We start from the raw sequence: 23222 nt of genomic DNA, 5'->3' as shown, positions 1-23222 counted from the left end.
TAAATTTGATTTTAATCATTTATTAATGTATTGCTAATTTTCAATAGTGGTGATTAAATCTTCATTGCATTCTTAAAAAAAGTAATGTTTGGAAATCTTAAGCGCGTTTAAGATATCCGTTAGCAGGAATGTAAATTAATCCTTTTTGGTTTAAGTTTCTGACAAACTCCTGAACTCTTTCTTCACTCATATCATATTTGTCTGCCATGTTTGAGATTAAAACATTGAGTGGGGCTTGATTACCGTATTCCTCTTCAAGAAGGGCAATTTCTTCCATGACCCTTTGCATTTTTTCTCTTTTGGATGTGGAGGTTCTTCCTTCCATGACTTCTATGTCCATTTCTCCAGTTTCAGGATCCACTCCCACTTCTTTTAAACATGCTAATTGTAACCTTACAGCTTTTTCAGCGTCTTCTTTATCGACAGTTTCTTTGAGTTTAATTTTAGCGCTCGCTTCTGCTAAACGAATAATAGCTTCGAGTTGTCTTGCTGTAATCGGAACGGGAGCCTGTTCTTCTCTGTTGCTGTTTCTTGTGCTTACATAAAACTCTCTTAAGACTTCATTAGCTTCATCCGTTAAAACAGGATTTACATTTTTACGGGCATATGCAATATATTTTCTAAGCAATTCTGGTTCAATTTCATAATCAACAGTGTTTGACTGGTGTATTTTTAGGATATGTTCTGCTAATTTTGAATCTCCTTCAACACTAGGTTTATCTTCTACAACGAATATTAAATCAAAACGAGAAAGAATTGGTGAAGGCAAATCAATTTGTTCTGCAAGTACTTTAAACCTATCAAATCTTCCGAATTTTGGGTTTGCAGCCGCAAGAACAGAACATCTAGAATTTAAAGTTGCCATAATTCCGGCTTTTGCAATACTTACAGTTTGCTGTTCTAATGCTTCGTGAAGTGCAGACCTGTCTTCCGCTCTCATTTTGTCAAGCTCGTCGACACATACATTACCTTGGTCTCCAAGTACTAATGCACCTGCTTCAAGAGACCATCCTCCCAGTTCATCTCTTACCGCAGCGGCAGTTAATCCTGCTCCGGTTGTACCTTTACCACTTGTGTAAATACTTCTTGGAGCTAATTTTGAAACATACTTCAACATTTGGGATTTACCGATACCTGGGTCCCCTACGATAAGAATGTGAATGTCTCCTCTGAGTCTGGTTTCATCAGCAAGCTGTTTTGCAGCTCCTCCAAAGAGTTGCAGTGCAATGGCTTCTTTCACATCCCTATATCCTCTAATTGAGGGTGCAGTTGATTTGATGATTTTGTCATAAATGTGGGGGTCTTGTGATAATTCAATAATCTTTTCTTCATCTTCTTCAGATAGTTGCAATTCTTCAAATTCTTGTTCTAATGGTTCAATATGATTGACGTAAATGTAATTTTTAAATTTACCGCTTCTTTCTTCTCTAAATGTTTTCAATGTTCCTGTTATTCTTACTTTGTCTCCAGGATTTAATCTATCTACTAAATCATCTTCTAAAACCATTAACATTTGTTTTGGTTCGGTTCCTCCAGATAAATTTTCTAAAGGTTCTTGCATTCTTGCTGTTTGGGTATCAATGTATTTTGATTCCTCTTGAAGTAATCTGAATGATCTTCCACCACATTCGCCACATAAGGAAGGTTCAATAATTCTATTGCCTGAACTTTGTTCGACCTCATGCAATCTCATACATCCTCTACATTCAAACACACCGGTTTCAATACGTGGCCTTATTTCATCAGTTTTCCTTACAATACCGTCAGCAGCAACAAATGTTCCGATATATTTGCTTAACAATGTTTTTAATGGAATCACATTTGTTAAGTTTTCAAAACGGATGTTGATGTCGGCATCTTTTACAAGGGGGTCGATATTTTTTATGGCTATTTGTGCAGCTTCAATAACTTCTTCTGGCTTTTCTATTAACAAATCCGCCAGGTCAGGATCAAACATTTCTAAAGCACTATAATCTACAGTGAGTGAGCGTTCATCGGGATATGTTTCTAGTATTTCGAATACATCATCTTTATATGATGTTGCAAAAAATTCTTCGAATTTTATAATTGATGTTTGAGATTTAGCAGTAGAATTCATTATCTATAATTTTATTATTTCATAGTTAAAAAATTCTTGCATTAATGTTTTCAATGGGAAAAAATATATATTAAAATTAATAAAATTAAAGTTACATAAAAAAATTATTTGTTAAAATTGGGGTTATTATGAGGAAATCTAAATTAAGTTTATTCAAATCCACTTCTATGTTAATTTCTGTTGTTGGAATTATCATGATAGTGTCAACAATCATTGTTGTTGCTTATGTGGGATACAGTATGATTTCAGCAGGCATTACAAATGAAATCTCCTCTGGTACTCAATATGATGAGCTTGCTGATTTAAAAGCAACATATTCTAACCTGTCAGTTAAATTTGATTCTATTAAAGCTACATATTATGCGGGTGGCGCTGATGATATTCAAAAATATAATGATGCTAAGCTGGAGTTGACACGGGCAGATACGGCTATTCAAAATGTACAAAGTGCTTTGGATGCAAATAAACCATCTAATGAAGTTGACAGTAGAATCGACCATGCTAGGGAGCAACTTAAAGCTGCTCAAGACGCATATGATACTCTTTAATTCTTCTTTTCTTTTCTATTTTTTTTAGGTTTGTATCCGAGTCCCACAACATACATTTCAGAGCTTTTTTTACGTGATGATGCCGGTTTTGTTGTTTTCACTTGTCTGAATTTTCCTTTAAGAGAGTCCAGCATCGGTTTGTATTCGGGGCCCTGGAATACTTTCATGACTAAATTTCCCTTTTCTTCTAAGATGTTTTCAGCTATTTCAATCACTACATTTATTAAATCAATGGATCTCAATTGGTCAATGTTTTTGATACCGCAAAGGGACGGTGAGGCATCTGACATTACTACCTTTGCTTTTCCGCCAATGATGTCCATGATTTTTTCCTGCACTTCCGGTGTTGTGAAATCCCCTCTAATTCCATAATAATTTTCTTCATGGAATTTTTTGAATCTATTCAAATCGACTCCAACGACAATTCCTTCTTCACCTACTTTCTCTAAAGCTACCTGTGACCAGCCTCCGGGAGCAGCTCCAAGGTCCACAACGGTATTTCCCTGTTTGATTATTTTGAATTTTTTATCAAGTTGCTTGAGTTTATATGATGCTCTTGAACGATAATCCTCTTTTTTAGCTTTTTTGTAATAGGGGTCTTTGTGTTTTTCCATTTGCCATTTGCTTCCCATTTCAATCCCTCTTGTATTGGTCAAAATCAAGTGCGCTACATACTGGTGAGCCAATTTTAACGATTTCCACATCAACTTCCATATTGTCTATTTCAAGAAGCATCACAGTCCTGTCCGCAAGTCTTGGTACAATAGGGCTTCCCGGATTAATCAATAACACTCCGTCTATTTTTTCTATTTTGGGTTGATGTGAATGGCCGCTGACTAAAATATCTGCATCAAGCTGTTTGGCTAAATACACTAATTGTTGTGTATCCGCTCTTGGATAGACTTCTCCGTGGACAAGCCCAATTTTCAACCCTTCAGCCTCAAGTACTTTGGCTTTAGGCAAGTCAATGCCATTAACTCTATCCATATTTCCTTGAACTGCCATTACTGGAGCAATTTGTTCTAGTTGGTCAATAACATCAGTTGAAGTCAAATCCCCAGCATGCAATATTAAATCAACATCCTTAAATGCATCAAGTACATTTAGAGGTAATTGTTTCGCTCTATCCGGAATATGTGTGTCTGAAATTAAACCGATTAACATTTTCATCTTTTCCTTTGTGATTCATTTTAATATTTGTCATTATCATTTTTAATTTTAACTTTTAATTGAAATTCAAATAAAAACTATTATAAATTCAAAAAATATATATAATATTATCATTCTTTTAGGAGAAGATATAATGGGAGAAGTTAAAAAGGAAGACATTTTGGATATTTTGGCTAAATATGATAAAAATGAAATCACAATAGCCACTCTCGGAAGTCACACTTCTTTACATATTTTACAAGGTGCTAAAGAAGAAGGGTTTAGAACAGCTATTGTTTGTGAAAAAGGTCGTGAGGTCCCTTATCAACGTTTTGGCGTAGCCGATGAATACATTATCGTTGATGAATTTAAGGACATTGTTAACGAGGATGTTCAACAACAACTTAGAGACATGAATGCAATCGTTGTTCCTCACGGGTCTTTTGTTGCATATGCTGGACTCGATAACGTTGAAGACAAATTCAATGTTCCGATGTTCGGTAACAGGGATGTACTTAGATGGGAAGCTGAAAGAGATAAAGAAAGAGCGCTTCTTGTGGAAGGGGATGTAAGGATACCATTCAAATACAATGATCCTTCAGAAATTGACAGGCCGGTAATGGTCAAGTTCCCTGGTGCAAGAGGTGGAAGAGGTTACTTTGTAGCATCATCTACTGATGAATTCGATGCGAAAATCGAAGCCATGAAAGCACGTGGATGGTTAGACGACAGTGATGTGGAAGCAGCACACATTGAAGAATATGTTTCTGGTTGTAACTATTGTATACACTATTTCTACTCTGCACTTGACGATAAGGTTGAATTAATGGGTATGGACACAAGATATGAATCCAGTATTGATGGATTTGTAAGAATGCCTGCTAAAGATCAATTAGACATTGATTTAAGCCCGTCTTATGTTGTCACTGGTAATCACCCTGCTGTAATTCGTGAATCTTTACTCCCACAGGTATTCGATATTGCTGATAAATTAACAGAAAGTGCTAAAAAATTAGTTGCTCCTGGATTAAACGGACCATTCTGTATGCAAACTTTAGTAAACGATAATCTGGAAGTAATTTGTTTTGAAATCAGTGCAAGAACTGACGGTGGTACAAACACATTCATGGATGGTTCTCCTTACTCCTACTTAACTTATGGCAAACCAATGAGTATGGGTAGAAGAATTGCACTTGAAATTAAAAATGGTATAGAAAGAGATGAATTAGAAAAAATAATAACATGATTCTTGTTATTATTTTTTAAAATTTTTTTTTGCAACTGTTTTATTTTTTTATATTTTTTGAGCTTTTGGCTTTTTTATTTTTTTTATTTTTACCAGTTTTTTGCTGTTTTTCGTATTCTTCTCTTGCTTTTATTTTGTTTCTTTTAACTAATCCACCAGTAAAACCAACAAGCGCTCCGACAAGGAGAATACTTATTGACATAACAAGTATTCCAGTTTCAGTTGCCATAAATCCGGTAACTTCTCCGAAATACCCTTCTAATGCCAATATTACAAGCACGGTCGATGCCATTGTACCCATAACTGTTGCAATTTTCATATTTTTTTGGCCATATCCAGCATATAAAAGTCCGATAGCTGCAAATGGATAAAACCAATCCCAATATAATGATCCAAATATTACAAATGCTCCCGCTATTGCCGCTCCAAATACTAATGCTTTAAAATTCACAAAATCAAATAATTTCATGTTCTATCTCCAAAATTTAATCTCTAGAAGCTATTGCCCCTCCAACAGCTCCAGTTATTCCCATAACTATTGCAAAGTAAATTAACTGGCCTATTATCACAAATATGCTTTCAATCCCTGTGACTGTAAATCCGGTAAGGCCTCCGAATATGTCGATTAGACTGCCTCCAAAGATTACAAGTAGTAGGAATAGTATTGCACAAACGATTGCGCCCATTGCTCCTGCAACTGCACCATTCCAAAAGCCATTTAATATACCGTCATGGGCAATATATCCAGTAATAAATCCTGCAATTAATAGGCCTATAAAGTCATAATGTGCAAAAAATGATTCTATGATTACAACTAATATGAAACCAATAAAAACTGCTTTTCGTTTAGTCATAATAATCACCTTTTATACTTATGTTTGTATTATTATTAAATATATTTATTTTTGGTTAATATATGTCTTTTAGTTTGTCTTTGATTTGGTCAAGTATTGCCTGGTGCATTCTTTTTGTAAATTCTCCTTTATCATTTTGATTTAGCACATCTAAATATCCCTGTGAAACTAAATTAAATGCAAATGGACTAGGTATTACAGTGTTGATAGTTTTTATTTCCATTTCTTCAGATGAAACCATTTCAATCACTTTCAACGCATTTTTAATATCCATATAATCTTCAAGAGCTTCTCTTCTAGCTTCTTTTAGTATTGAAAAGTCATCATCCATGTCCTGCACGAATTTAAGCAATATTTTTCCTCGCACTTGTTGGCGACCAACGGATTTGGATTCTCCTTTGTATTTCCGGAGGGTCATTAAAGATCGCCCTGCGCAATGTCTAAATCTTGAAGCCAATGTTTCTGTTTTGTTCAATGCTTTTGTTAAGATTATTTCAAAATTCTCTGGGTTCAATTCTTTAAAAGATTCTAAGCCTCCAATTTTACCATCTGAACTTAAATAAAATCCATTATCTGATATGGAAATCGTTACGTTAATGTTGTATCTTTGAGCAACAATATATGCAACAGCACGAGAAAGGGCATCATTAACTTTCCTTCCAAATAATGAATGGAATATTACAAATCGCCTATCTCCAAATCCTTTATAATATTCTATTAACAGTTTCTGAGTGCTTGGGATCTGGGCATATTTGAATTGCTCTACAAAATATTCATAAATTGAATTTGCAGCGAATTCATCGACATATAAGTATTCATGAATGAATTCCATTATTTCTTCCTTGCTTCTTCTGTATCTGAATTTTACATCCATGTGGGCTCTAAATCGTTGAATATCCATTGCAAGGTCGAAAGCAAGGGGTAATTGTTGTGAAAACCAAGATGGTATTGTTGGAGGTCCGCTTGCGGGAGTTACATTGATGGTCATTCCTTTCCCGTAATTAAATCTGTAGGTTCTACCTCCTAAAACGAATGTATCTCCTTTTTTTAACCTTTCCATAAATGTCTCTTCTATTTTTCCAACAGTTTCTCCATCGCATTTAACTAAAACGCCTGATGAATCAGGTATTGTCCCAATGTTTGTTGAATAAAGCATTCTGGCTAGTTTTCCTCGTTTTCCAAAAGTGTTTTCTTTATAATCAATCCAGATTTTTGCATAAACATATCTTTCTTCAAGTTCAGGATATTCTCCAGCCATATAACTTAAGACATCTTCATAATCGTCCCTTGTGAGGTCTTTATAGCAATAGCTTTTTCGAATAACGTCATAAGCGTAATCAATGTCCCATGGGTTCTCAATGCTCATTCCGTAAATATGTTGTGCAAGAACGTCTAAACAGTTTGTAGGTATTGATATTTTATCTATCTTTCCTTCTTTTGCATTTTTAAGCAAAACAGAACATTCAACTAAATCGTCACGGTCAGTTACAATTATCCTTCCTTTTGATTTTTGATGTAGCTTGTGTCCGCTTCTTCCAATTCTCTGAAGCGCTCTTGCAACGGATTTTGGAGAGTTTATCAGGACAACCAAATCAATGTATCCTATATCAATTCCAAGCTCTAATGATGTGGAGGACACGACAGCTTTCAATTTTCCTTCTTTTAGCTTGTTTTCGGTTTCTAGCCTGACTTCCTTTGATAAGGATGAATGATGCGCCATTATGTTTTCATCATTGTAATGCGTAGGGTACATCTTCTTTAGGTTATAAACAAAGCGTTCTGTCCCGCTGCGCGTATTGGTAAATATCAGTGTTGTCTTGTTTTCAAAAATCAAATCGTCCAGCAGGTCATACATCCCCAATTTTGTATCTTCCTCATCGGCCAGTACAATATCGCTTACAGGACACATCACTTCCATATCCAGCTCCTTTAGGTAATTTATGTTAACTATTTTACAGTTTCGCCCAACGCCATATTCGTATCCCACCAGAAATTTGGCAATCTCTTCAATGGGGCTGACAGTTGCTGAAAGCCCAATTCTTGTATAATGTCCGATTAGGTGTTGCAATCTTTCAAGTGATAGGCTTAAATGAACTCCCCTCTTATTTTCTGCCAAGGAGTGTATTTCATCTATAATGACATATTTGACGCCGCTCAATTTTTCTCTGAATTTCGGCGCTACAAGCAATATTGATAACGTTTCGGGTGTTGTAATCAGGATGTGCGGTGGTTTTTTAAGCATTTTCTGTCTTTGATATTGGGATGTGTCACCTGTTCTCACGGCCTTTCTAATTCCCAAATCACGTCCTGCAATTTCTTCTATTCCTTTTAAGGGCTCTTCCAGATTCTTTTCAATATCGTTATCCAACGCTTTCAGTGGCGAAATGTAAATGCAGTAAACCTTGTCTTCTAGTTTATTTTTTTCTGCAAGAGTTGTAAGCTCACTGATAATTGATAAAAAAGCAGTCAACGTTTTACCGGAACCTGTAGGTGAAGAGATGAGGATATTATTTTTCTTGTGGATGTCAATGAGAGATTTTTTCTGTGCAGGTGTGAATTCATTGAATTGCGAATCAAACCATTGTCTTACCCAAGGGTGCAGGGTTTTGAAAATTTGTTTTTTAGAATAGCTTTTGGTTTGTTCTTCAATCATTTTCATCACACATTTTTATAAGATTGTTAAGTTATTTTATTATTTTATTTATTCTCATGTCTTTTATTTTTTAAGTATAAATTTTGCATTATATTATTGTACAGTTTGAAAAGTTTCTATAAGTTTTTTAAGCATTTTAGTTCAATTTTTGGATTATATTTTAATATTTTTAAAATTTTTGGATATTCGTTAGAAAATCATATAATAATAGTTAAATAGTATACTTCTTCATATATTTAATCATAGGCTTTATGCCTTAGGTGGTATAATAACATGAAAAACTATTTTGATATAAAAGATAAAGTAGCAGTAATCACTGGTGCTTCTTCTGGACTCGGTTGGCAAATTGCTCAAGCATATGCAAGCCAAGGTGCAAAATTAGCATTATTTGCAAGAAGAGAAGAAAGACTCCAAGAAAACGTTGCTGATATTGAAAAAGAATTCGGAACTGAAGTAATGTATGCAGTTTGTGATGTTGGTGACTACGACAGTATCACTGCAGCAGTTGCAAAAGTCATGGACGCATATGGCAGAATCGATATTTTGGTTAACGCAGCAGGTATGGGAAACAACAAAATGGTTACCGACCAAAGCAATGAAGAATGGGAAAGGCACATTCACATTGACTTGAGCGGTGTATACTACATGTGTAAAGCTGTCGGAGAAATCATGATTGAACAGGAATACGGTAAAATCATTAACATTGGTTCAATCCACTCAAGAGTAATATTCCCTGGAGGAGGTATTAGTGCATATTCCTCAGCTAAAGGTGGAGTAATGAACTTAACTAAAAACTTGGCTGTTGAATGGGCTAAATACAACATTACCGTAAATGCAATCGGCCCTGCTGTATTTGAAACAGAATTAACCGTGGATTCAATTGAAATGGATGGATTCATGGATCTTATTGCAGCATATTGTCCTGCCGGCCGTTTAGGCCAACCTGGTGAATTGGATGGTATTGCAATATACCTTGCATCTGACGCATCAAGTTTCTGTACCGGTCAATTAATCTGTATTGACGGCGGATGGACTGCAATTTAAATAAGAGATTATTCTCTTATTTTTTTACTTTTTTTTTAAAATTTTATATATCACTTTAAATCTAACTATTACTATGTCAAATTTAAATTTTCAGGATGCTATTAACAATTTATCAAGTGATGACGTTAAAGTTAGAAAGGAAGCTATCGAATCATTGGTTGGAATTACTGATGAAACAGCTATCGAACCTTTAATAAAAGCCACCACTGATGAGAATGCACAAGTCAGATTCAAGGCAGCGGAAATTTTAGGAAGCATGGGTGATGTGGCTGTCGATAAATTGATTGAAGAGTTTGAAAATGCTGAAGGTAAAGATAAAAGGTTTTTAGCATTTGCACTTAAAGAAACCGAAGACAAAAGAGTCATTCCATATTTTGTTGAAGCAACAGACGATGAGGATTTTGGTGTTAGAAAGGTTGCTGTACGTTCCCTTGGCGAACTTCAGGCCAATGAGGAATTAGAAACCATTGCTAAATGTCTTGAAGATGAGGATTGGGGTGTGAAATTAGCCGCAATTCAGGCATTGGGCGATCTTGCAACTGATGAGGCAATAGGCCTAATTAAAGAAGCAAGAAAAAGTGAAGATGATAAGGACTTTAAAAAATCTTGCAATAAGGCAATCAAAAAGGCCCAAAAAAGACAGAAAGCTAAGGCTTCAGGGGAATCTATTGTAAAAGTCATTCCTATGAGCACAATTAAAGAAATGGAAAAGACCAATCCTCAAAAAGCCATAAAAGAATATGAACGATATGTTGAAGCAAAACAAACTAAAGATGCTCCATATAAAAGATTATGCGTTCTTTACAGAAAAGCCAATGACTATGACAATGAGGTTAGAGTCATAGAAACTGCAATCGAAGTCTTTAAAGGCAATGATAAAAAACTAGCTTACTTCGAAAAAAGGTTGGCTAAATTAAAATAGTTATTTTTTAGCAACTTCATAGAGGTCTTCTCTTTTATTTTTTAAAAGAGGAAGCTCTTCTCTTATTTTTTTTATTTCATCAAGATCAATTTCAGAGATAATTATTTCTTCTTTTAGCCCAGCTTGGGCAAGCACTTCGCCCCAGGGATTTGTGATAATTGAATGGCCGTAGCTATGATAGCTGGCGTCTTCATTTAATGCAGGTGCAACACCAATGCAGAATACTTGGTTGTCCAATGCCCGAGCCCTAAACAATAGCTCCCAATGAGCGGGGCCGGTTGTCATGTTAAATGCTCCAGGGTAGAATAATGCCAAAGCATTGTTTTCCACCATTATTCTTGCCAATTCTGGAAAACGGATATCATAGCAAATTCCAATGCCGATTTTTCCAAATTCAGTGTCGGCTATTGTAAAATCATCTCCTGCAGTCAACACATCCGATTCCTTGAATGTTATTCTATCTTTAACATCAATATCGAAAAGATGCATTTTCCTGTGTTTGGCTATTATTTCGCCCTTTCTGTCAAAAAGATATGAAGTGTTAAACAGATTATCGTTTTCTTTTTCAGGAATTGATCCTGCTAGGATGTAAACATTGTTTTTTCTAGCTAGTGATGAGATTCGATTTAATGTGGGGCTGTCTTTTTCCTCTTCCTGATATTCTATAAATTTGTCATTAGAATAGGGACAGTTAAACATTTCAGGTAGAATAATAAAATCAGCATTTTCCTCTACACTTTGAGCTATCATTGAGCTAGCTTTTTTTAAATTTTCCTCTTTGTTGTCGATAACATCCATTTGACAAAGAGCAAGTTTAATTGTAGTCATATTAACACTAAAATAAAAATAGGAAGTATGAAATGAATCATACTTATTTAATATCTGCGGTATTTATCACATCATTAATGCTGTCTGATGTAATTGCATTAATAGAGTCTCCAGTAACCTTGAAAACATATAGCTTGCCATCAGTGAACATTGAAACATATCTTGTGTAGTTTCCGTCAGCATTTTCTAGAATGATGTTTGATGCATTTCTGCCATCTAATGTTATTGTTTCTAAAAGCTCGACGGCATCTCCACTAGCTAAAGCGTGAGCAATTCTATCTTGATTTATTTCTTTAAGAGAACTGGCGCTGCTGCTTATATTATAATGTTCAATAATGGTATTGTTTTCATTTTTGAAGAATATGGCTGTATCATGGTCTGGATCGGTTAAATTTACAGGTTCCCAACTTTTAGGATATTTGAATGCAAAATCACCAGCATCATATTCCATCAAATCACCAGTCTGGATTGTAGAACCGGTATTGTTATTTGGTGCAGTGATGATAATTCCACAAATCACAATAAAAGTTATAAGTAAAATTGTTCCAATAATCAGTTTTTTTTGTTTAATAATTTCTATTACGCTATCGTCATTGGAAGTTTTTTTCTCTTTTGGTTTTTCTTTTTGTTTTCCTTCGAAGATACTTTCTTCCCTATGGACTTTCATTTTTGGTTTTGGGAATTTATATCCACAGTTTCCGCAAACAGGAGCTCCATCGTAACTAGGATTCCCACATTCAGGACATTTTTTCACAGCTTAACCTCCATTGAAATTTACATTTATAATATGTATATTTATAATAATGTTTTTATTTTATAAAAATATATTTATATTACGTGATATCATGGTTAGTGATGAAATGATTAATGTTGATGATATAAATTATGCAATTTATAAAATTGGGGACTGGAAACACGACTATGAAATAAATCAGATTGGTTTGTCTAGTGAAATTCCTGTAACAAAAAACACTGTGCACCATATTAAATTATCCATGGATGAAATTAGAAAATCAGAATTCGCTCTTTCAGATAAAACAGTAAATGGATTCGTGGCTATTGCAACACAATTAAATCCTAAAATTCTAGAAATGGAAATTGATGATATCATTGCACTTGAAAAAGAAGAATATGAGAATATAAACTCCGAATTGGATGACTTGGAGCTGTTGGATGAGGATGATTCCATTTCTCTTGATAATGATGAATATCTAATATATAAGTTGCAAAAGGAGTGCCATGTAACAACTGCAACTCCTGCAAATGAATTCACTGAAAAATTCCATGCCATGGAACTTAAAAAAATTGAGGATGCATTGAATTAGAATGCATCTAATGTAACTTTTTTATCTCTTTTTAACTCACGAGGGGGTTCGATGGATACAAACTCAATTCCTTCCTCTTCAATCATTTCCTGTGCGTCGTCCATTATTGATGGGGCAACAAGAAGTCCTCTGATTCTTTTCTTTTGAGCTTTGCACTCTTTTAGATAATCGTCATCTGTGTTTTCAAAATCTTGAAGGTATCGCTTAAGTTGTTTAACTGCACTAACTCCTGCTTTACGTGCTTTAAGTTCCAATATCATCAGGTTGTTGTCGTTATCTTTACCTAATATGTCAATAAAGCCATGTTCTACACTGTATTCTCTTGCAGTTGGTGTGAAACCTTCTTCAATCATATGAGGCTTGTCCATTATCATGTCCCCCATATCCTTTTCGTATCCCGCCTGTTCAAGTTCTTCAAAATCTTCGATGTTGGCATAATTGATAAATTGGATTTGTCTTATTTCAACTGTCAATAGCTCTTTTGGTGTTCTTCTATGGCTTTCTAAAAAGAGATTTTCATTTTTGATGTAGGTTCTTGTCTTGGATTTTGGCGGTTGCCAGTTTACCGGTTCGACTTTCTTTTCTTGATGGATTAAAAAAGCTCCATCGGGTTTTATCATAATTATACGTTCTCCCCAGTTAAGTTCACTTAATGCACGGCCTTCATAATTAACTTTACAGCAAGCAAAAATCAGTATTGTCGCTCTTTTTCTTAAGGCCTCGTGAACTAAATCATATGCATCTTCACAACTTGGTTTTTCTAAAATTTTATATTTCATCACAATAACATTGTCTAGTTTAATTTAAATATTTTGTTTTTTAGATAATTAACTAGCTTTAGGAGGAATTTATATTTTTGATGAGGAGTTTTTTGAAAACAGAAAAGAGCATTTTATAATGGAGTCATTTGAATTTCAAAATGGGAATATCTTAGATGATGTTAAAGTTGAATATATGACTTATGGAACTCCTAAATATGATGAAAATGGATTAATCGATAATGCGATTGTTTATTGTCATGGTTCTTTAGGTTCTTTTTCAGGAATAAACAAGATATTGCCTTTGACTTTTGAAGATTGTCCTTTCGATAAGGATAAATACTTTTTTATAAGCATGACTGCACTGGGATCATCAGGGTCTTGTTCTCCTTCATCAACCGGTTTAAAGAATAAATTCCCCAAATATTCTATTTTGGATGTCGTTAATTTCCAAAAGCAGTTTCTTAAAGAAAAATTCAATATCCTCCATGTTTTAGGGTTGATTGGCAACTCCATGGGTGGTTTTGTTGGATTAACTCAGGCCATTGAGTATCCTGATTTTCAAGATTTTATCATTTGTGGAGTTAGCAGTTTTAAAGTTGCAGGCCATGATTACATTTTGTCAAAATTTGTTGATGAGATTATTACATCTGATCCGGATTATGCTAAAGGTGAGGCTACTTATTCTTTAATCAGAACTTTAAGGATGGCTTGTCTTGCTGAATTTAATTTTGGCCTTTCAAAAGAAGCTTTGCGGGCAAAATCCAATGATGAATTGGCCATGGACTTTGAAGAGTTTGGAAATGAAATGATAGAAACAGACATCTATGATTTGAAATATTGCAATGAGGCGAGCATGAACTATGATGTCGAGGCTGATTTGGATAAAATCAACTCCAAGGTTTTAATCATTGCATGCAAACAAGATCCTCACTTTCCTCCAGAACTGGATGCTATTCCAATGTCTAAAATGATTAAGGATTCTGAATTGATAGTTATGGATTCTGAATTGGGGCATTTGTGCTTTAATGAACTTGAAAACATTTCTTATGAATTAAAAGATTTCTTAAGTGATTTCGATGATTGTTAAGATAATTGATTATGGAAACAGTGGCGATAGAAATTACATTGAATATGAGGCATCGGGATTGTCTTTAAGTCAAATGACTTATTTGAATGATAATCTGGATGAAGAGACAAACATCGAGGGGGATGTTTTCAGATTGAAAATGTGTTTTGATGATGAATTATATCCTTTCCAGAGTGATACTGCACAATTCAGGTTGGATGATTTCATTGCTCGTGAAGAAATTGAAATGAATCTGTTCTTGTCTAGTTTTTTAGAGGACATGTGATTTTTTAAAGTAATGTATACTATTTTTTACAATTTAGGTAATTTTATATGTTTTGGTTTAGATAATCATAATTACGAGGTAAAATTATGTTAAGTGGAAATGACTCCATTTTAGGATATGGCAAACATATTTTAGATGAATTTGCTTTTGAAAGTGGTAAAGTCCTTGAAAACGTTGAAGTGGAGTATTCTATTTATGGTACTCCAAAATATGACGATGAAGGCAGAATTATAAATGCAATTATCTATTGCCATAAATTCAATGGGAACTATTCCTCCTTTTTAGATGAATACCAGATTGCTGGCAAAGGGGAACCGTTTGACCAAAAGGAGTACTGTTTCATTTCAATTACTACTTTAGGTTTTCCGGATTCTTGCAGCCCATCAACAACAGGGCTAAAACATTCTTTTCCAGAATACACTATTAAAGATAGGGTTAATTTTAAAAGGCAATTCTTAAAAGATAAATTCAACATGGATAGGGTTCATGGAATCGCCGGTCGAGGCTTGGGAGGATATGAAATTTTCACTTGGGCTTGCGAATACCCCGATGAGATGGATTTTTTGATAATATGCAACAGCTCTTTTAAAACCAGCGGTTTCCGTTATGTTATTTCAAAAGCTGTAGCCAGCATTATTGAGTCTAATGATGCTTTTTATGATGAAATTTATAGTGAAACATTATCTCGCGTGATGGTTTCAATTTATAGGCTGCTATATTCAAACCATGTTTCAAAACAAATTTTTCAGGAAATGTCTAATGATGAGATTGATGTTTTGATGGATGATTTTGTGGATGAAGGTTTATTTACAGACATCTATGATTTTAAATTTAGAAATGATTGCATCCAAGATTATGATGTGGAAGATAAGCTAAAGAACATAAAAGCAAAGACATTAATTCTTTCTTCAGCTGATGATTTGTATTACTCTCCAAAATATGATGTGCTTCCTTTGGAGGATTTGATTGAAGATTCAAAAGTCATCTTGTTCGAGTCAAAAAAGGATCACAGTGGTTATGAAGATTATTCATTTTTAATGGATGATTTTTATGAATTTATGAAAGATTTTAAATAATAATGCGCTGTAAAATCAGTTTCGTGTTAATTTCTATAATGCATTTTGTTCGGTTGTGATATTATTTATCAGAAATTCAATATTGAAAACGGCAATTATGTTATGGATTCCTTTGAATTTGAATCCGGCAGGGTTCTCGAAGATGTTAATGTTGAATACGGCACCAGCGGAATCCCAAAATATGATGAAGATGGAAATATCGTGAATGCAATTGTCTATTGCCCTAATATCTTTGGTGGCCGTTCTATTTTAGCCCAATATCACAATTTAATCAAAAACCATGATTTTGATAGAAATGACTATTTCTTTATCAGGATTTTTTCGTTAGGAGTGCCTGGGTCTTGCTCTCCATCGTCTACCGGTTTGAAATATAATTTTCCACAGTATACCTTTAAAGATCGCGTAAATTTTAAAAGGCAATTTTTAGCCGAAAAATTTAATATTAAAAATATTCAGGGATTGATTGGAGAAGGATTTGGTGGATTTGAAGTATTTACATGGGCTTGCGAATATCCTGATGATATGGATTTCATAATTGTTGTAAATTCTTCTTTTAAAACATATTCCTATCGTTATATTTTTGTAAAATGTGCTGAAAGCATAATAGAGGCATCTGATGATTTTTATTCGGATGAGTATAGCTCTTCATTTTCCATGCTGTCCATTCCTATTTTCAGATTGTTATTTGCAGGATATTTTCCTGAATCTATTTTAGAAAATGCATCGAATGATGAAATAGATGCATTAATGGAGGGTTATGTTGAAGATGGTTTATTCATGGACATTCATGATTTCAAATTCAGAAATGATTGCATGTTAAATTATGATGTTGAAGATAAGCTGCATAATATTAATGCAAAATCATTAATTTTGGGTCTTGAAGGGTATTTATTTTTCAACCCCAAAAAGGACTGCGCTCCTTTAGGGGATTTGATAGAAGATTCAAAGGTTTTAATTTTCGATTCTAAAAGCGAGAAGTATTATGAGGATGAAGACTATTCCGAAATGGGATTCGAAATAATCTCATTTTTAAAACAATTCAGTGAATAAAAAAAAGTTTATAGCTAGTTTAACTAGCTATTTTGATGCATTAAGCATATGTTCAACTGCTTTTCTTGATTTGTCTGCAACATCTTTTGGAAGGGTTACTTGCGGTTCTTCATTCAATAGAGAATCTCTAACCTTTTCAAGTGTATGAAGTTTCATTGTTTCACAAATAGCGCCCTCAAGCAGAGGATATAATTTTTTTCCAGGAGCTTCTGAATTGATTCGAGTAATCATATCGATTTCGGTTCCAATGACAAATTCTTCTTTGTCGCTTTCAGTAATATATCTCAGCATTCCGCCAGTTGACATCACTTTGTCACATGCATTTTGAACTTTGATGTCACATTCAGGATGGCAAATGATTTCAGCATTCGGATACTGTTCCCGTTTAAGTTCAACGTCTTCAATGTGGAACAGCCTGTGAACATAACAGTGGCCGTCTTTTGGAACTGGAATGATTTCTTTATCAAGTTTTGCAGCCACATGGGTTCCCAAGTTTTTGTCAGGTCCGAATAATATTTTATCATGAGGCAAACTTTCAGTAACTTTCACGGCATTGGATGAAGTACATAATGTGTCTGCATGTTGTTTTGATTCTGCAATACTATTTACATAAAGAATCACTCCGGCATCAGGATGTTCTTCTTTAGCTTTTAATAATTCTTCTTCTGGCAACATGTGTGCCATAGGGCATTCCGCTTCTAATGTTGGTATTACAATTTTTTTATCAGGATTTAGAATAAAAGCAGTTTCTGCCATGAAATCAACACCGCAAAAGATAACTAAATCTTTATCTTCAATTTCAGAGGCTTTGATACATAATTCTAAGGAATCTCCAAGAAAATCAGCAATTTCTTGAATTTCTTTAGGTTGATAATTGTGCGCAAGTATTATTGCATTTTTTTCTTCTTTTAACTTTAAAATTTCTTCTTGGATTGAACTACTCATCATTCTCACCCACGTTTTTCATGCATTTTCTAATATCGTTACTGATTTTTAATTTATATTTGTCTTTATCCTTTAAATCTTTTACCCAAAAAGACACTTTCACTCGGCTTTCTTCAAATTTGATTTCTTTTGAAAAGACTTGTGGCTTAGGGTTTTTAGCTAAACCATTATAATTGCTTATTTTTTGAATAATTTTTTCACTAAATCTCTCGATGTCTACATTTAAAGGCAATCCTACAATAATGTCCACCCTATATTTTTCAGGGGGTTTGAATTGGAGGTAATAATCGTTAGTCAATGTTGAGTTGGGGACATGGTTTTTAACTCCTAAATCATCAACCATGATTGTTGATCTAAGTGTAATGCGCTCCACATACCCTTTTTTACCATTAACTTCAATGGTATCGCCAACCTTGATGCTTTTTCCAAGAATCAGAATTATTCCTGAAAACAAATTTGAAATAATGTCTTTGGCTGCAAAACTCACGGCAATACCGACAATACCCAAACTCAATAGAGTTCCTGCAAGATTGATTCCAAACAATTGTAAAATGATCATCAATGCTATAAAATAAATGGCATAAGTAATTATGTCGCTTATAAGATATACTGCGGTCATATTTTTATTGAATCTTTTCATTTTATTCATAAGAAAAGCTATTGTTCTTATTATGATTGTAGTGGCTATAATTACAATCAATATATAAATGAACGTTGTTGTAGCATCCATTGGCGTTTGAATATACATGTTATCATCTAAACTTCAAAGCTCCATAAATCATGGGCTAATTTTGTATTCTCAAAAATCTCTTTAGCTTCCTTTAAAATTATTTTGGAATAATTTTCACCATATCTTGTGCTTATATGGGTTAATATCAACATTTTGCTATTTGATTGTTTGGCGATATATGCCGCATCAGCGGATGTCGAGTGAGCATGTTCCTCTGCATTTGATGTCTCTTCAGTTGTAAATGTGGATTCATGGATTAACACAGCACTGTCTTTTGCAAATTCAATCATCTCTTCACAAGGTCTTGAATCTCCTGAATATGTGATTTTTATCCCTTTTCTAGGTTCGCCCAATACCTGTTCTGGTTTAATAATTTTGCCATCAACTTCAACTTCCTCTCCATTATGAAGTTTTCCGAATGCAGGACCAACCGGAACTCCAAGTTCAATAGCTTTTTGGCGTAAAAATCTTGGTTTTTTCTTCTCTTCAATAGAATAGGCTAAATTAGGAACATTATGTCTTACCAATTGTGCTCTTATAACATATTCATCGTTCTCTTCTACAATTCCGGAATCTATTTCGATGAAATCAATTGGAAACTCAATTTTACAATAGCCTAGGCTGTAAATAGCTTCTTTAATTTTTTCCAATCCTTTAGGGCCGTAAATTGTTAGTTTTTCTTCTCGCCCATTTAATCCTAATGACTGCAATAATCCTGGAAGTCCTAAAATATGATCTCCATGAAAATGGGTGATAAATATTTTAGATATCTTCATAGGGCTTACTTTAGTAAATAACATCTGTTTTTGAGTTCCTTCCCCACAATCAAAAAGCATCACTTCGCCAAATGCCTTAAGTGCAATTGAAGGATGATTTCTCTCTTTTGAGTGAACTGCAGATGATGTTCCTAAAAATATTATTTCCATATAATCACTATTTTATATTATAAAATAGATATATATTTTAATTAATTATTAAATTTTAGGTGATTTTTTGGATAAGATTATTGAATATATGTTGGCTGAAGATGAAGGTTTTGGAGATGTAACTTCCGATGCCGTGGTTGAAAAAGGCAAGGAAGTAAGCGCATATATTGTTTCAAAAGATGAAGGTATCCTATCCGGTATCGATATTATTCGTGATTTATTTGAAGAGTATGGTGTTAAGGTTAGATTTTGGATATCTGAAGGAAGCAGAATCTCTGCTGGGGATATTCTATTGTCCATTAAAGGGGATGCAAGGACAATTCTGCTTATTGAAAGGACTGCCTTGAATTTGATGATGAGAATGAGCGGCGTAGCCAGCGCTGCCGATTATTATGTTAATTTAGTTGAAGATTATGATGTGAGAGTTGCGGGAACACGCAAGACCTCTCCTGCAATTGGAAAGTTTGATAAGCATGCGCTAAAAGTTGGGGGTGCAGACACTCATAGATTCGGCTTGGATGATATGGTATTGATTAAGGATAATCATATTGCCGCTTGCGGGACACCTCTGGAAGCTCTTTTAAAGGCAAAGGATAATGCAAGTTTTTCTAAAAAAATAGAAATTGAAGTGGAAACTTTAGAGGATGCAATCCAATGTGTAGAAAATGGAGCGGATATCGTAATGCTTGACAACATGTCTCCCGATGAAGTTAGGGATGTCATCTATGAGCTTGAAGAATTAAATATTCGTCAAAATTCATTGATTGAAGTGTCTGGCGGTATTACTGAAGAAACCATTCTTGATTATGCCAATTTGGGTGTGGACATTATTTCAATCGGCGCATTAACACATTCATCAAGAAGTCTGAACTTTAGTCTAAAAATAGAATAGATTGTTGAAATCATCTTTCAGAGTCTTAAGGACAATACATCTTTCAATTCTTCATTGCTCATTTCAGTAAGGAACGTCTCGTCATTGCTTATTGCCTTTTCGGCCAAATCTACTTTTCGCTTGCTTATTGCATCGATTGCTTCTTCAAGAGTTCCTTTTGTTATGAATCTATAAACCATAACATCTTTTTCCTGTCCAATCCTGTGCACCCTATCTGTTGCTTGGTTTTCAACAGCAGGATTCCACCATAAGTCATAGTGGATGACATTTCGGGCGGCAGTCAGATTCAGCCCTGTTCCGCCAGTCTTGAGTGTTGCAACCAAAATCTTATAATCTTCATCTTCCTGGAAAGTGTCAATAACTCTTGTTTTTTCAGTTAGTGTCTGTGAACCGTGTAAAAACAGCACGTCCCGCTTGAATTTCTTAGAGATTAGCTTTTGAATAATTTTGCCCATTTCCACATATTGGGTAAAGATTATCACCTTTTCATTGACGCTTAATATGTTTTCTAAAATGTCTACTAGAAGTTCCATCTTTCCAGATTCGCTAATCTTTGGGTTTTTGATGTCTAGAAACTGTGCAGGATGGTTGCAGGTTTGCTTTAGGGCAGTCAATATTTTAAGGATTATTCCTTTTCTCTGAATTCCCTTTGAGTTTTCTATATCGAAAAATATTTCCTCTAAAATTGCATTGTATAATCTGATTTGCTTTTTGGTTAGGCTGCAATAGATGTCATTGACGAATTTATCAGGCAATTCTTTTTTGATGTCCTCATCAGTTTTCAGGCGTCTTAAAACAAACGGTTTAGCTATTGTTTTCAAGTTCTCTAAAGTTTCTTCATCTTCCAATTTCTCTATAGGGACAACATATTGTCTTTTAAAGTCATCTTTTGTGGATAGGTACCCATTGTTTGTGAAGTCAAATATCGACCAGTAATCCATCAGCCTATTTTCAATCGGGGTTCCGGTCAAGGCTATTTTGGTTCGCGCATCAACGCTTTTAATGGCTTTTGTCTGTTCGGTATTCGGATTTTTAATGTTTTGGGCTTCATCAATCACGCACAGCATCCAAACCCTATCCATGAACATGTCCAAATCAAGTCTAACGACACCATATGAAGTTAAAATGATGTCATAATCTTCAAGGGGAAAAGTCCTGCTGGATCCATGATAAATGAAGTAGGTTAAATCTGGTGTGAATTTTTTAATCTCATTTTCCCAGTTGGATATTAACGTTGGAGGGACAATAATTAATGTTGATTCATTTTCCAATCTGCCGGTTTCTTTTAGATAAAGGATTGCACTGAGAACCTGTATTGTTTTTCCAAGCCCCATGTCATCGGCCAATATGCTTCCGAATTTAAATCTAATATTTTGAACCAGCCATGAGTAGCCAATTTTTTGATAAGGCCTCAACTCTCCAGTTAATGATTTTGGAGGGTTATAGATTTTTGTCTCATGGATTAGCTTTTTAAATCTTTTATAGTCATTTTGGTTTTTCAGATGCTTTTTAGCCAATTTCTCAAGATTATTGCCCATATTTTAATTCTCTCTTTTCTTGGTTAGTATATATTTTCGCCTTCCTATTTCTTAAATTATATTCATTTACTTTCTTTATTTTTCAATTTTTTCTGAAAGATTTCAACAAAAAACAAAATTTAATAATATAGTAAAATGATATATATTAAAGATAGAGAGTTATAATTTTTTTATGATGGTGATTAAATGGTAAAAATAGCTAAATTGGCTTTGGAAGATGGAACTATTTTAAAAGGAGAATCCTTTGGTTATGAAACCACTAAATTAGGAGAACTCGTTTTTTCTACAGGAATGGGTGGTTATACAGAATCATTAACAGATCCGTCTTTTAAAGGAGAAATTTTAATGTCCACTTACCCTTTAGAGGGAAATCATGGGGTAAGCGAGAAGTGGTATCAATCTGATAAAGTCCAGGTTGAAGGTTTTGTTTGTCGTGAGGTCTGTCGAGATGTTTCAAATTTCGGGCCTCAAAAAACATTAGATGAATTCCTAAAAGAGTTTAAGACTCCTGGAATCAGTGGGATTGACACTCGTGATTTAACACTTAAAATTCGTGAGCGAGGTTCACTTAAGGCAGCTATAACAACTGAAGATATTGATGATGATAAATTGCTTGAAATGGCACGTTCACAACCTAGTATTGAGGATAAGGATGTTGTGCCGTTGGTATCTACAAAAGAGATTAAGATGTTCAATGAAGATGCTGATAAAAAAGTTGCTTTAATTGATTGTGGCGTTAAGAGGAATATTATTAACTCATTTTTAGAAAGGGACATAGGCGTGATTTTATTCCCTTATGATACTGATTATAAAACTGTTTTAGATTACTCTCCAAGCGGTTTGATGATAACTTCAGGTCCTGGAAATCCTGATAGGGTATCTGAAACTATTGAAACCATGAAGAAATTATCCAACAGATTGCCAATTTTTGGAATTTGTATGGGTCAGCAGTTGATTGCTAAATCTTTTGGTGCAAGGTCATATAAAATGAAATTCGGGCACCGTGGAGAAAACCAACCTGTTAAAGACTTGAATACTGGCAGGGTATTTATCACTTCACAGAATCACGGATTTACTATCGATAAAGAATCATTAAAAGAAACAGATTTAGTACTAACTCAAATTAATTTAAATGATGGAACTCCGGAAGGTATTTCTCACAAGGAATTGCCTCTGCATTGTATACAATACCACCCTGAAGCGGGTCCTGGTCCAAATGATACAAGAAGTATTTTTGATGAGTTTAATCAAATGATGGATGATTATTAAAAAAATTTAATGAGGA

General features: G+C 34.3%; 24 protein-coding genes. 11 read left to right on the top strand and 13 right to left on the bottom strand.

The window, feature by feature from the left end; all coding sequences use genetic code 11:
• Nucleotides 1-97 precede the first annotated feature (97 nt).
• Nucleotides 98-2098 carry a minichromosome maintenance protein MCM gene (gene mcm, locus IJE64_RS04155; RefSeq protein WP_292782441.1) on the bottom strand — a complete coding sequence of 667 codons (2001 nt, stop codon included), beginning with the start codon at nucleotides 2096-2098 and terminating at the stop codon, nucleotides 98-100.
• A gap of 128 nt (nucleotides 2099-2226) precedes the next feature.
• Between mcm and IJE64_RS04150 the strand changes: the two genes are divergently transcribed.
• Nucleotides 2227-2646, top strand: coding sequence for a hypothetical protein (locus IJE64_RS04150; RefSeq protein ID WP_292782439.1), 420 nt, complete (start codon nucleotides 2227-2229; stop codon nucleotides 2644-2646).
• Here IJE64_RS04150 and IJE64_RS04145 read toward each other — a convergent pair.
• Both IJE64_RS04145 and IJE64_RS04140 read right to left on the bottom strand, forming a co-directional pair.
• Entirely contained in the window at nucleotides 2643-3278 is a 636-nt protein-coding gene (locus IJE64_RS04145; protein WP_292782438.1) for an RlmE family RNA methyltransferase, read from the bottom strand. The two genes, IJE64_RS04150 and IJE64_RS04145, sit on opposite strands and share 4 nt — an antisense overlap.
• 1 nt (nucleotide 3279) lies before the next feature.
• Nucleotides 3280-3810 carry a metallophosphoesterase gene (locus tag IJE64_RS04140; protein WP_292782436.1) on the bottom strand — a complete coding sequence of 177 codons (531 nt, stop codon included), beginning with the start codon at nucleotides 3808-3810 and terminating at the stop codon, nucleotides 3280-3282.
• A gap of 139 nt (nucleotides 3811-3949) precedes the next feature.
• On the opposite strand from IJE64_RS04140, the gene IJE64_RS04135 reads away from it, so the two are divergent.
• A complete protein-coding gene (locus tag IJE64_RS04135; RefSeq protein ID WP_292782433.1) occupies nucleotides 3950-5041 on the top strand; it encodes a formate--phosphoribosylaminoimidazolecarboxamide ligase in 1092 nt (363 codons plus the stop codon).
• 40 nt (nucleotides 5042-5081) lie between these two features.
• Here IJE64_RS04135 and IJE64_RS04130 read toward each other — a convergent pair whose 3' ends face one another.
• The 3 genes from IJE64_RS04130 to IJE64_RS04120 are packed head-to-tail and all read right to left on the bottom strand — an operon-like array spanning nucleotide 5082 to nucleotide 8548.
• Nucleotides 5082-5510: a hypothetical protein gene (locus IJE64_RS04130; protein WP_292782430.1), complete on the bottom strand. Its 429-nt coding sequence runs from the start codon at nucleotides 5508-5510 to the stop codon at nucleotides 5082-5084.
• A 16-nt stretch (nucleotides 5511-5526) separates the two neighbouring features.
• Complete coding sequence (locus IJE64_RS04125) at nucleotides 5527-5895, bottom strand: DUF5518 domain-containing protein (protein ID WP_292782427.1); 369 nt, start codon at nucleotides 5893-5895, stop codon at nucleotides 5527-5529.
• A gap of 55 nt (nucleotides 5896-5950) precedes the next feature.
• Nucleotides 5951-8548 (bottom strand): ATP-dependent helicase, encoded by a 2598-nt coding sequence (locus tag IJE64_RS04120; RefSeq protein WP_292782424.1) that lies wholly within the window; start codon nucleotides 8546-8548, stop codon nucleotides 5951-5953.
• A 273-nt stretch (nucleotides 8549-8821) separates the two neighbouring features.
• On the opposite strand from IJE64_RS04120, the gene IJE64_RS04115 reads away from it, so the two are divergent.
• Nucleotides 8822-9592, top strand: coding sequence for an SDR family NAD(P)-dependent oxidoreductase (locus IJE64_RS04115; RefSeq protein ID WP_292782421.1), 771 nt, complete (start codon nucleotides 8822-8824; stop codon nucleotides 9590-9592).
• A 73-nt stretch (nucleotides 9593-9665) separates the two neighbouring features.
• Nucleotides 9666-10514: a HEAT repeat domain-containing protein gene (locus tag IJE64_RS04110; RefSeq protein ID WP_292782419.1), complete on the top strand. Its 849-nt coding sequence runs from the start codon at nucleotides 9666-9668 to the stop codon at nucleotides 10512-10514.
• Here IJE64_RS04110 and IJE64_RS04105 read toward each other — a convergent pair whose 3' ends face one another.
• The gene (locus IJE64_RS04105) at nucleotides 10515-11342 is read right to left on the bottom strand and encodes a carbon-nitrogen hydrolase family protein (protein WP_292782416.1); all 828 of its coding nucleotides are present in this window, start codon (nucleotides 11340-11342) and stop codon (nucleotides 10515-10517) included.
• A 43-nt stretch (nucleotides 11343-11385) separates the two neighbouring features.
• Complete coding sequence (locus IJE64_RS04100; protein WP_292782414.1) at nucleotides 11386-12096, bottom strand: PsbP-related protein; 711 nt, start codon at nucleotides 12094-12096, stop codon at nucleotides 11386-11388.
• 91 nt (nucleotides 12097-12187) lie between these two features.
• On the opposite strand from IJE64_RS04100, the gene IJE64_RS04095 reads away from it, so the two are divergent.
• The gene (locus IJE64_RS04095; protein WP_292782411.1) at nucleotides 12188-12667 is read left to right on the top strand and encodes a hypothetical protein; all 480 of its coding nucleotides are present in this window, start codon (nucleotides 12188-12190) and stop codon (nucleotides 12665-12667) included.
• Here the strand turns inward: IJE64_RS04095 and nucS are convergent.
• Nucleotides 12664-13446: an endonuclease NucS gene (gene nucS / locus IJE64_RS04090; RefSeq protein ID WP_292782484.1), complete on the bottom strand. Its 783-nt coding sequence runs from the start codon at nucleotides 13444-13446 to the stop codon at nucleotides 12664-12666. The two genes, IJE64_RS04095 and nucS, sit on opposite strands and share 4 nt — an antisense overlap.
• Before the next feature lie 118 nt (nucleotides 13447-13564).
• Here nucS and IJE64_RS04085 point away from each other — a divergent pair, with 118 nt between their 5' ends.
• The 4 genes from IJE64_RS04085 to IJE64_RS04070 all read left to right on the top strand — a co-directional run bounded on the left by IJE64_RS04085 (nucleotide 13565) and on the right by IJE64_RS04070 (nucleotide 16906).
• Nucleotides 13565-14515, top strand: a complete 951-nt coding sequence (locus IJE64_RS04085) for an alpha/beta fold hydrolase (protein WP_292782408.1) — start codon at nucleotides 13565-13567, stop codon at nucleotides 14513-14515.
• Nucleotides 14505-14780, top strand: coding sequence for a DUF5750 family protein (locus tag IJE64_RS04080; protein ID WP_292782405.1), 276 nt, complete (start codon nucleotides 14505-14507; stop codon nucleotides 14778-14780). Before IJE64_RS04085 ends, IJE64_RS04080 begins: the two co-directional genes overlap by 11 nt.
• Before the next feature lie 86 nt (nucleotides 14781-14866).
• On the top strand, nucleotides 14867-15856 hold the full coding sequence (locus IJE64_RS04075) for an alpha/beta fold hydrolase (RefSeq protein WP_292782403.1): 990 nt from the start codon (nucleotides 14867-14869) through the stop codon (nucleotides 15854-15856).
• A 102-nt stretch (nucleotides 15857-15958) separates the two neighbouring features.
• Entirely contained in the window at nucleotides 15959-16906 is a 948-nt protein-coding gene (locus tag IJE64_RS04070; RefSeq protein ID WP_292782400.1) for an alpha/beta fold hydrolase, read from the top strand.
• A gap of 27 nt (nucleotides 16907-16933) precedes the next feature.
• Here IJE64_RS04070 and nadA read toward each other — a convergent pair whose 3' ends face one another.
• The 3 genes from nadA to rnz are packed head-to-tail and all read right to left on the bottom strand — an operon-like array spanning nucleotide 16934 to nucleotide 19507.
• A complete protein-coding gene (nadA, locus tag IJE64_RS04065) occupies nucleotides 16934-17851 on the bottom strand; it encodes a quinolinate synthase NadA (RefSeq protein WP_292782397.1) in 918 nt (305 codons plus the stop codon).
• Nucleotides 17844-18599: a mechanosensitive ion channel family protein gene (locus tag IJE64_RS04060; protein WP_292782395.1), complete on the bottom strand. Its 756-nt coding sequence runs from the start codon at nucleotides 18597-18599 to the stop codon at nucleotides 17844-17846. The genes nadA and IJE64_RS04060 overlap by 8 nt, the downstream gene beginning before the upstream one ends.
• An 8-nt stretch (nucleotides 18600-18607) precedes the next feature.
• Complete coding sequence (gene rnz, locus IJE64_RS04055; RefSeq protein WP_292782392.1) at nucleotides 18608-19507, bottom strand: ribonuclease Z; 900 nt, start codon at nucleotides 19505-19507, stop codon at nucleotides 18608-18610.
• A 67-nt stretch (nucleotides 19508-19574) separates the two neighbouring features.
• Here rnz and nadC point away from each other — a divergent pair, with 67 nt between their 5' ends.
• A complete protein-coding gene (gene nadC / locus IJE64_RS04050; RefSeq protein ID WP_292782386.1) occupies nucleotides 19575-20399 on the top strand; it encodes a carboxylating nicotinate-nucleotide diphosphorylase in 825 nt (274 codons plus the stop codon).
• Nucleotides 20400-20416: 17 nt separating this feature from the next.
• Here nadC and IJE64_RS04045 read toward each other — a convergent pair whose 3' ends face one another.
• On the bottom strand, nucleotides 20417-21937 hold the full coding sequence (locus IJE64_RS04045; protein WP_292782382.1) for a DEAD/DEAH box helicase: 1521 nt from the start codon (nucleotides 21935-21937) through the stop codon (nucleotides 20417-20419).
• A 186-nt stretch (nucleotides 21938-22123) separates the two neighbouring features.
• Between IJE64_RS04045 and carA the strand changes: the two genes are divergently transcribed.
• Nucleotides 22124-23206, top strand: a complete 1083-nt coding sequence (carA, locus tag IJE64_RS04040; RefSeq protein WP_292782380.1) for a glutamine-hydrolyzing carbamoyl-phosphate synthase small subunit — start codon at nucleotides 22124-22126, stop codon at nucleotides 23204-23206.
• Nucleotides 23207-23222: the final 16 nt, after the last annotated feature.

Source organism: Methanobrevibacter sp. (genome assembly GCF_017409525.1).
GTDB lineage: Archaea > Methanobacteriota > Methanobacteria > Methanobacteriales > Methanobacteriaceae > Methanocatella.
Note: the sequence above shows the minus strand (reverse complement) of the source record. Positions and strands in the feature narration are given on the sequence as shown.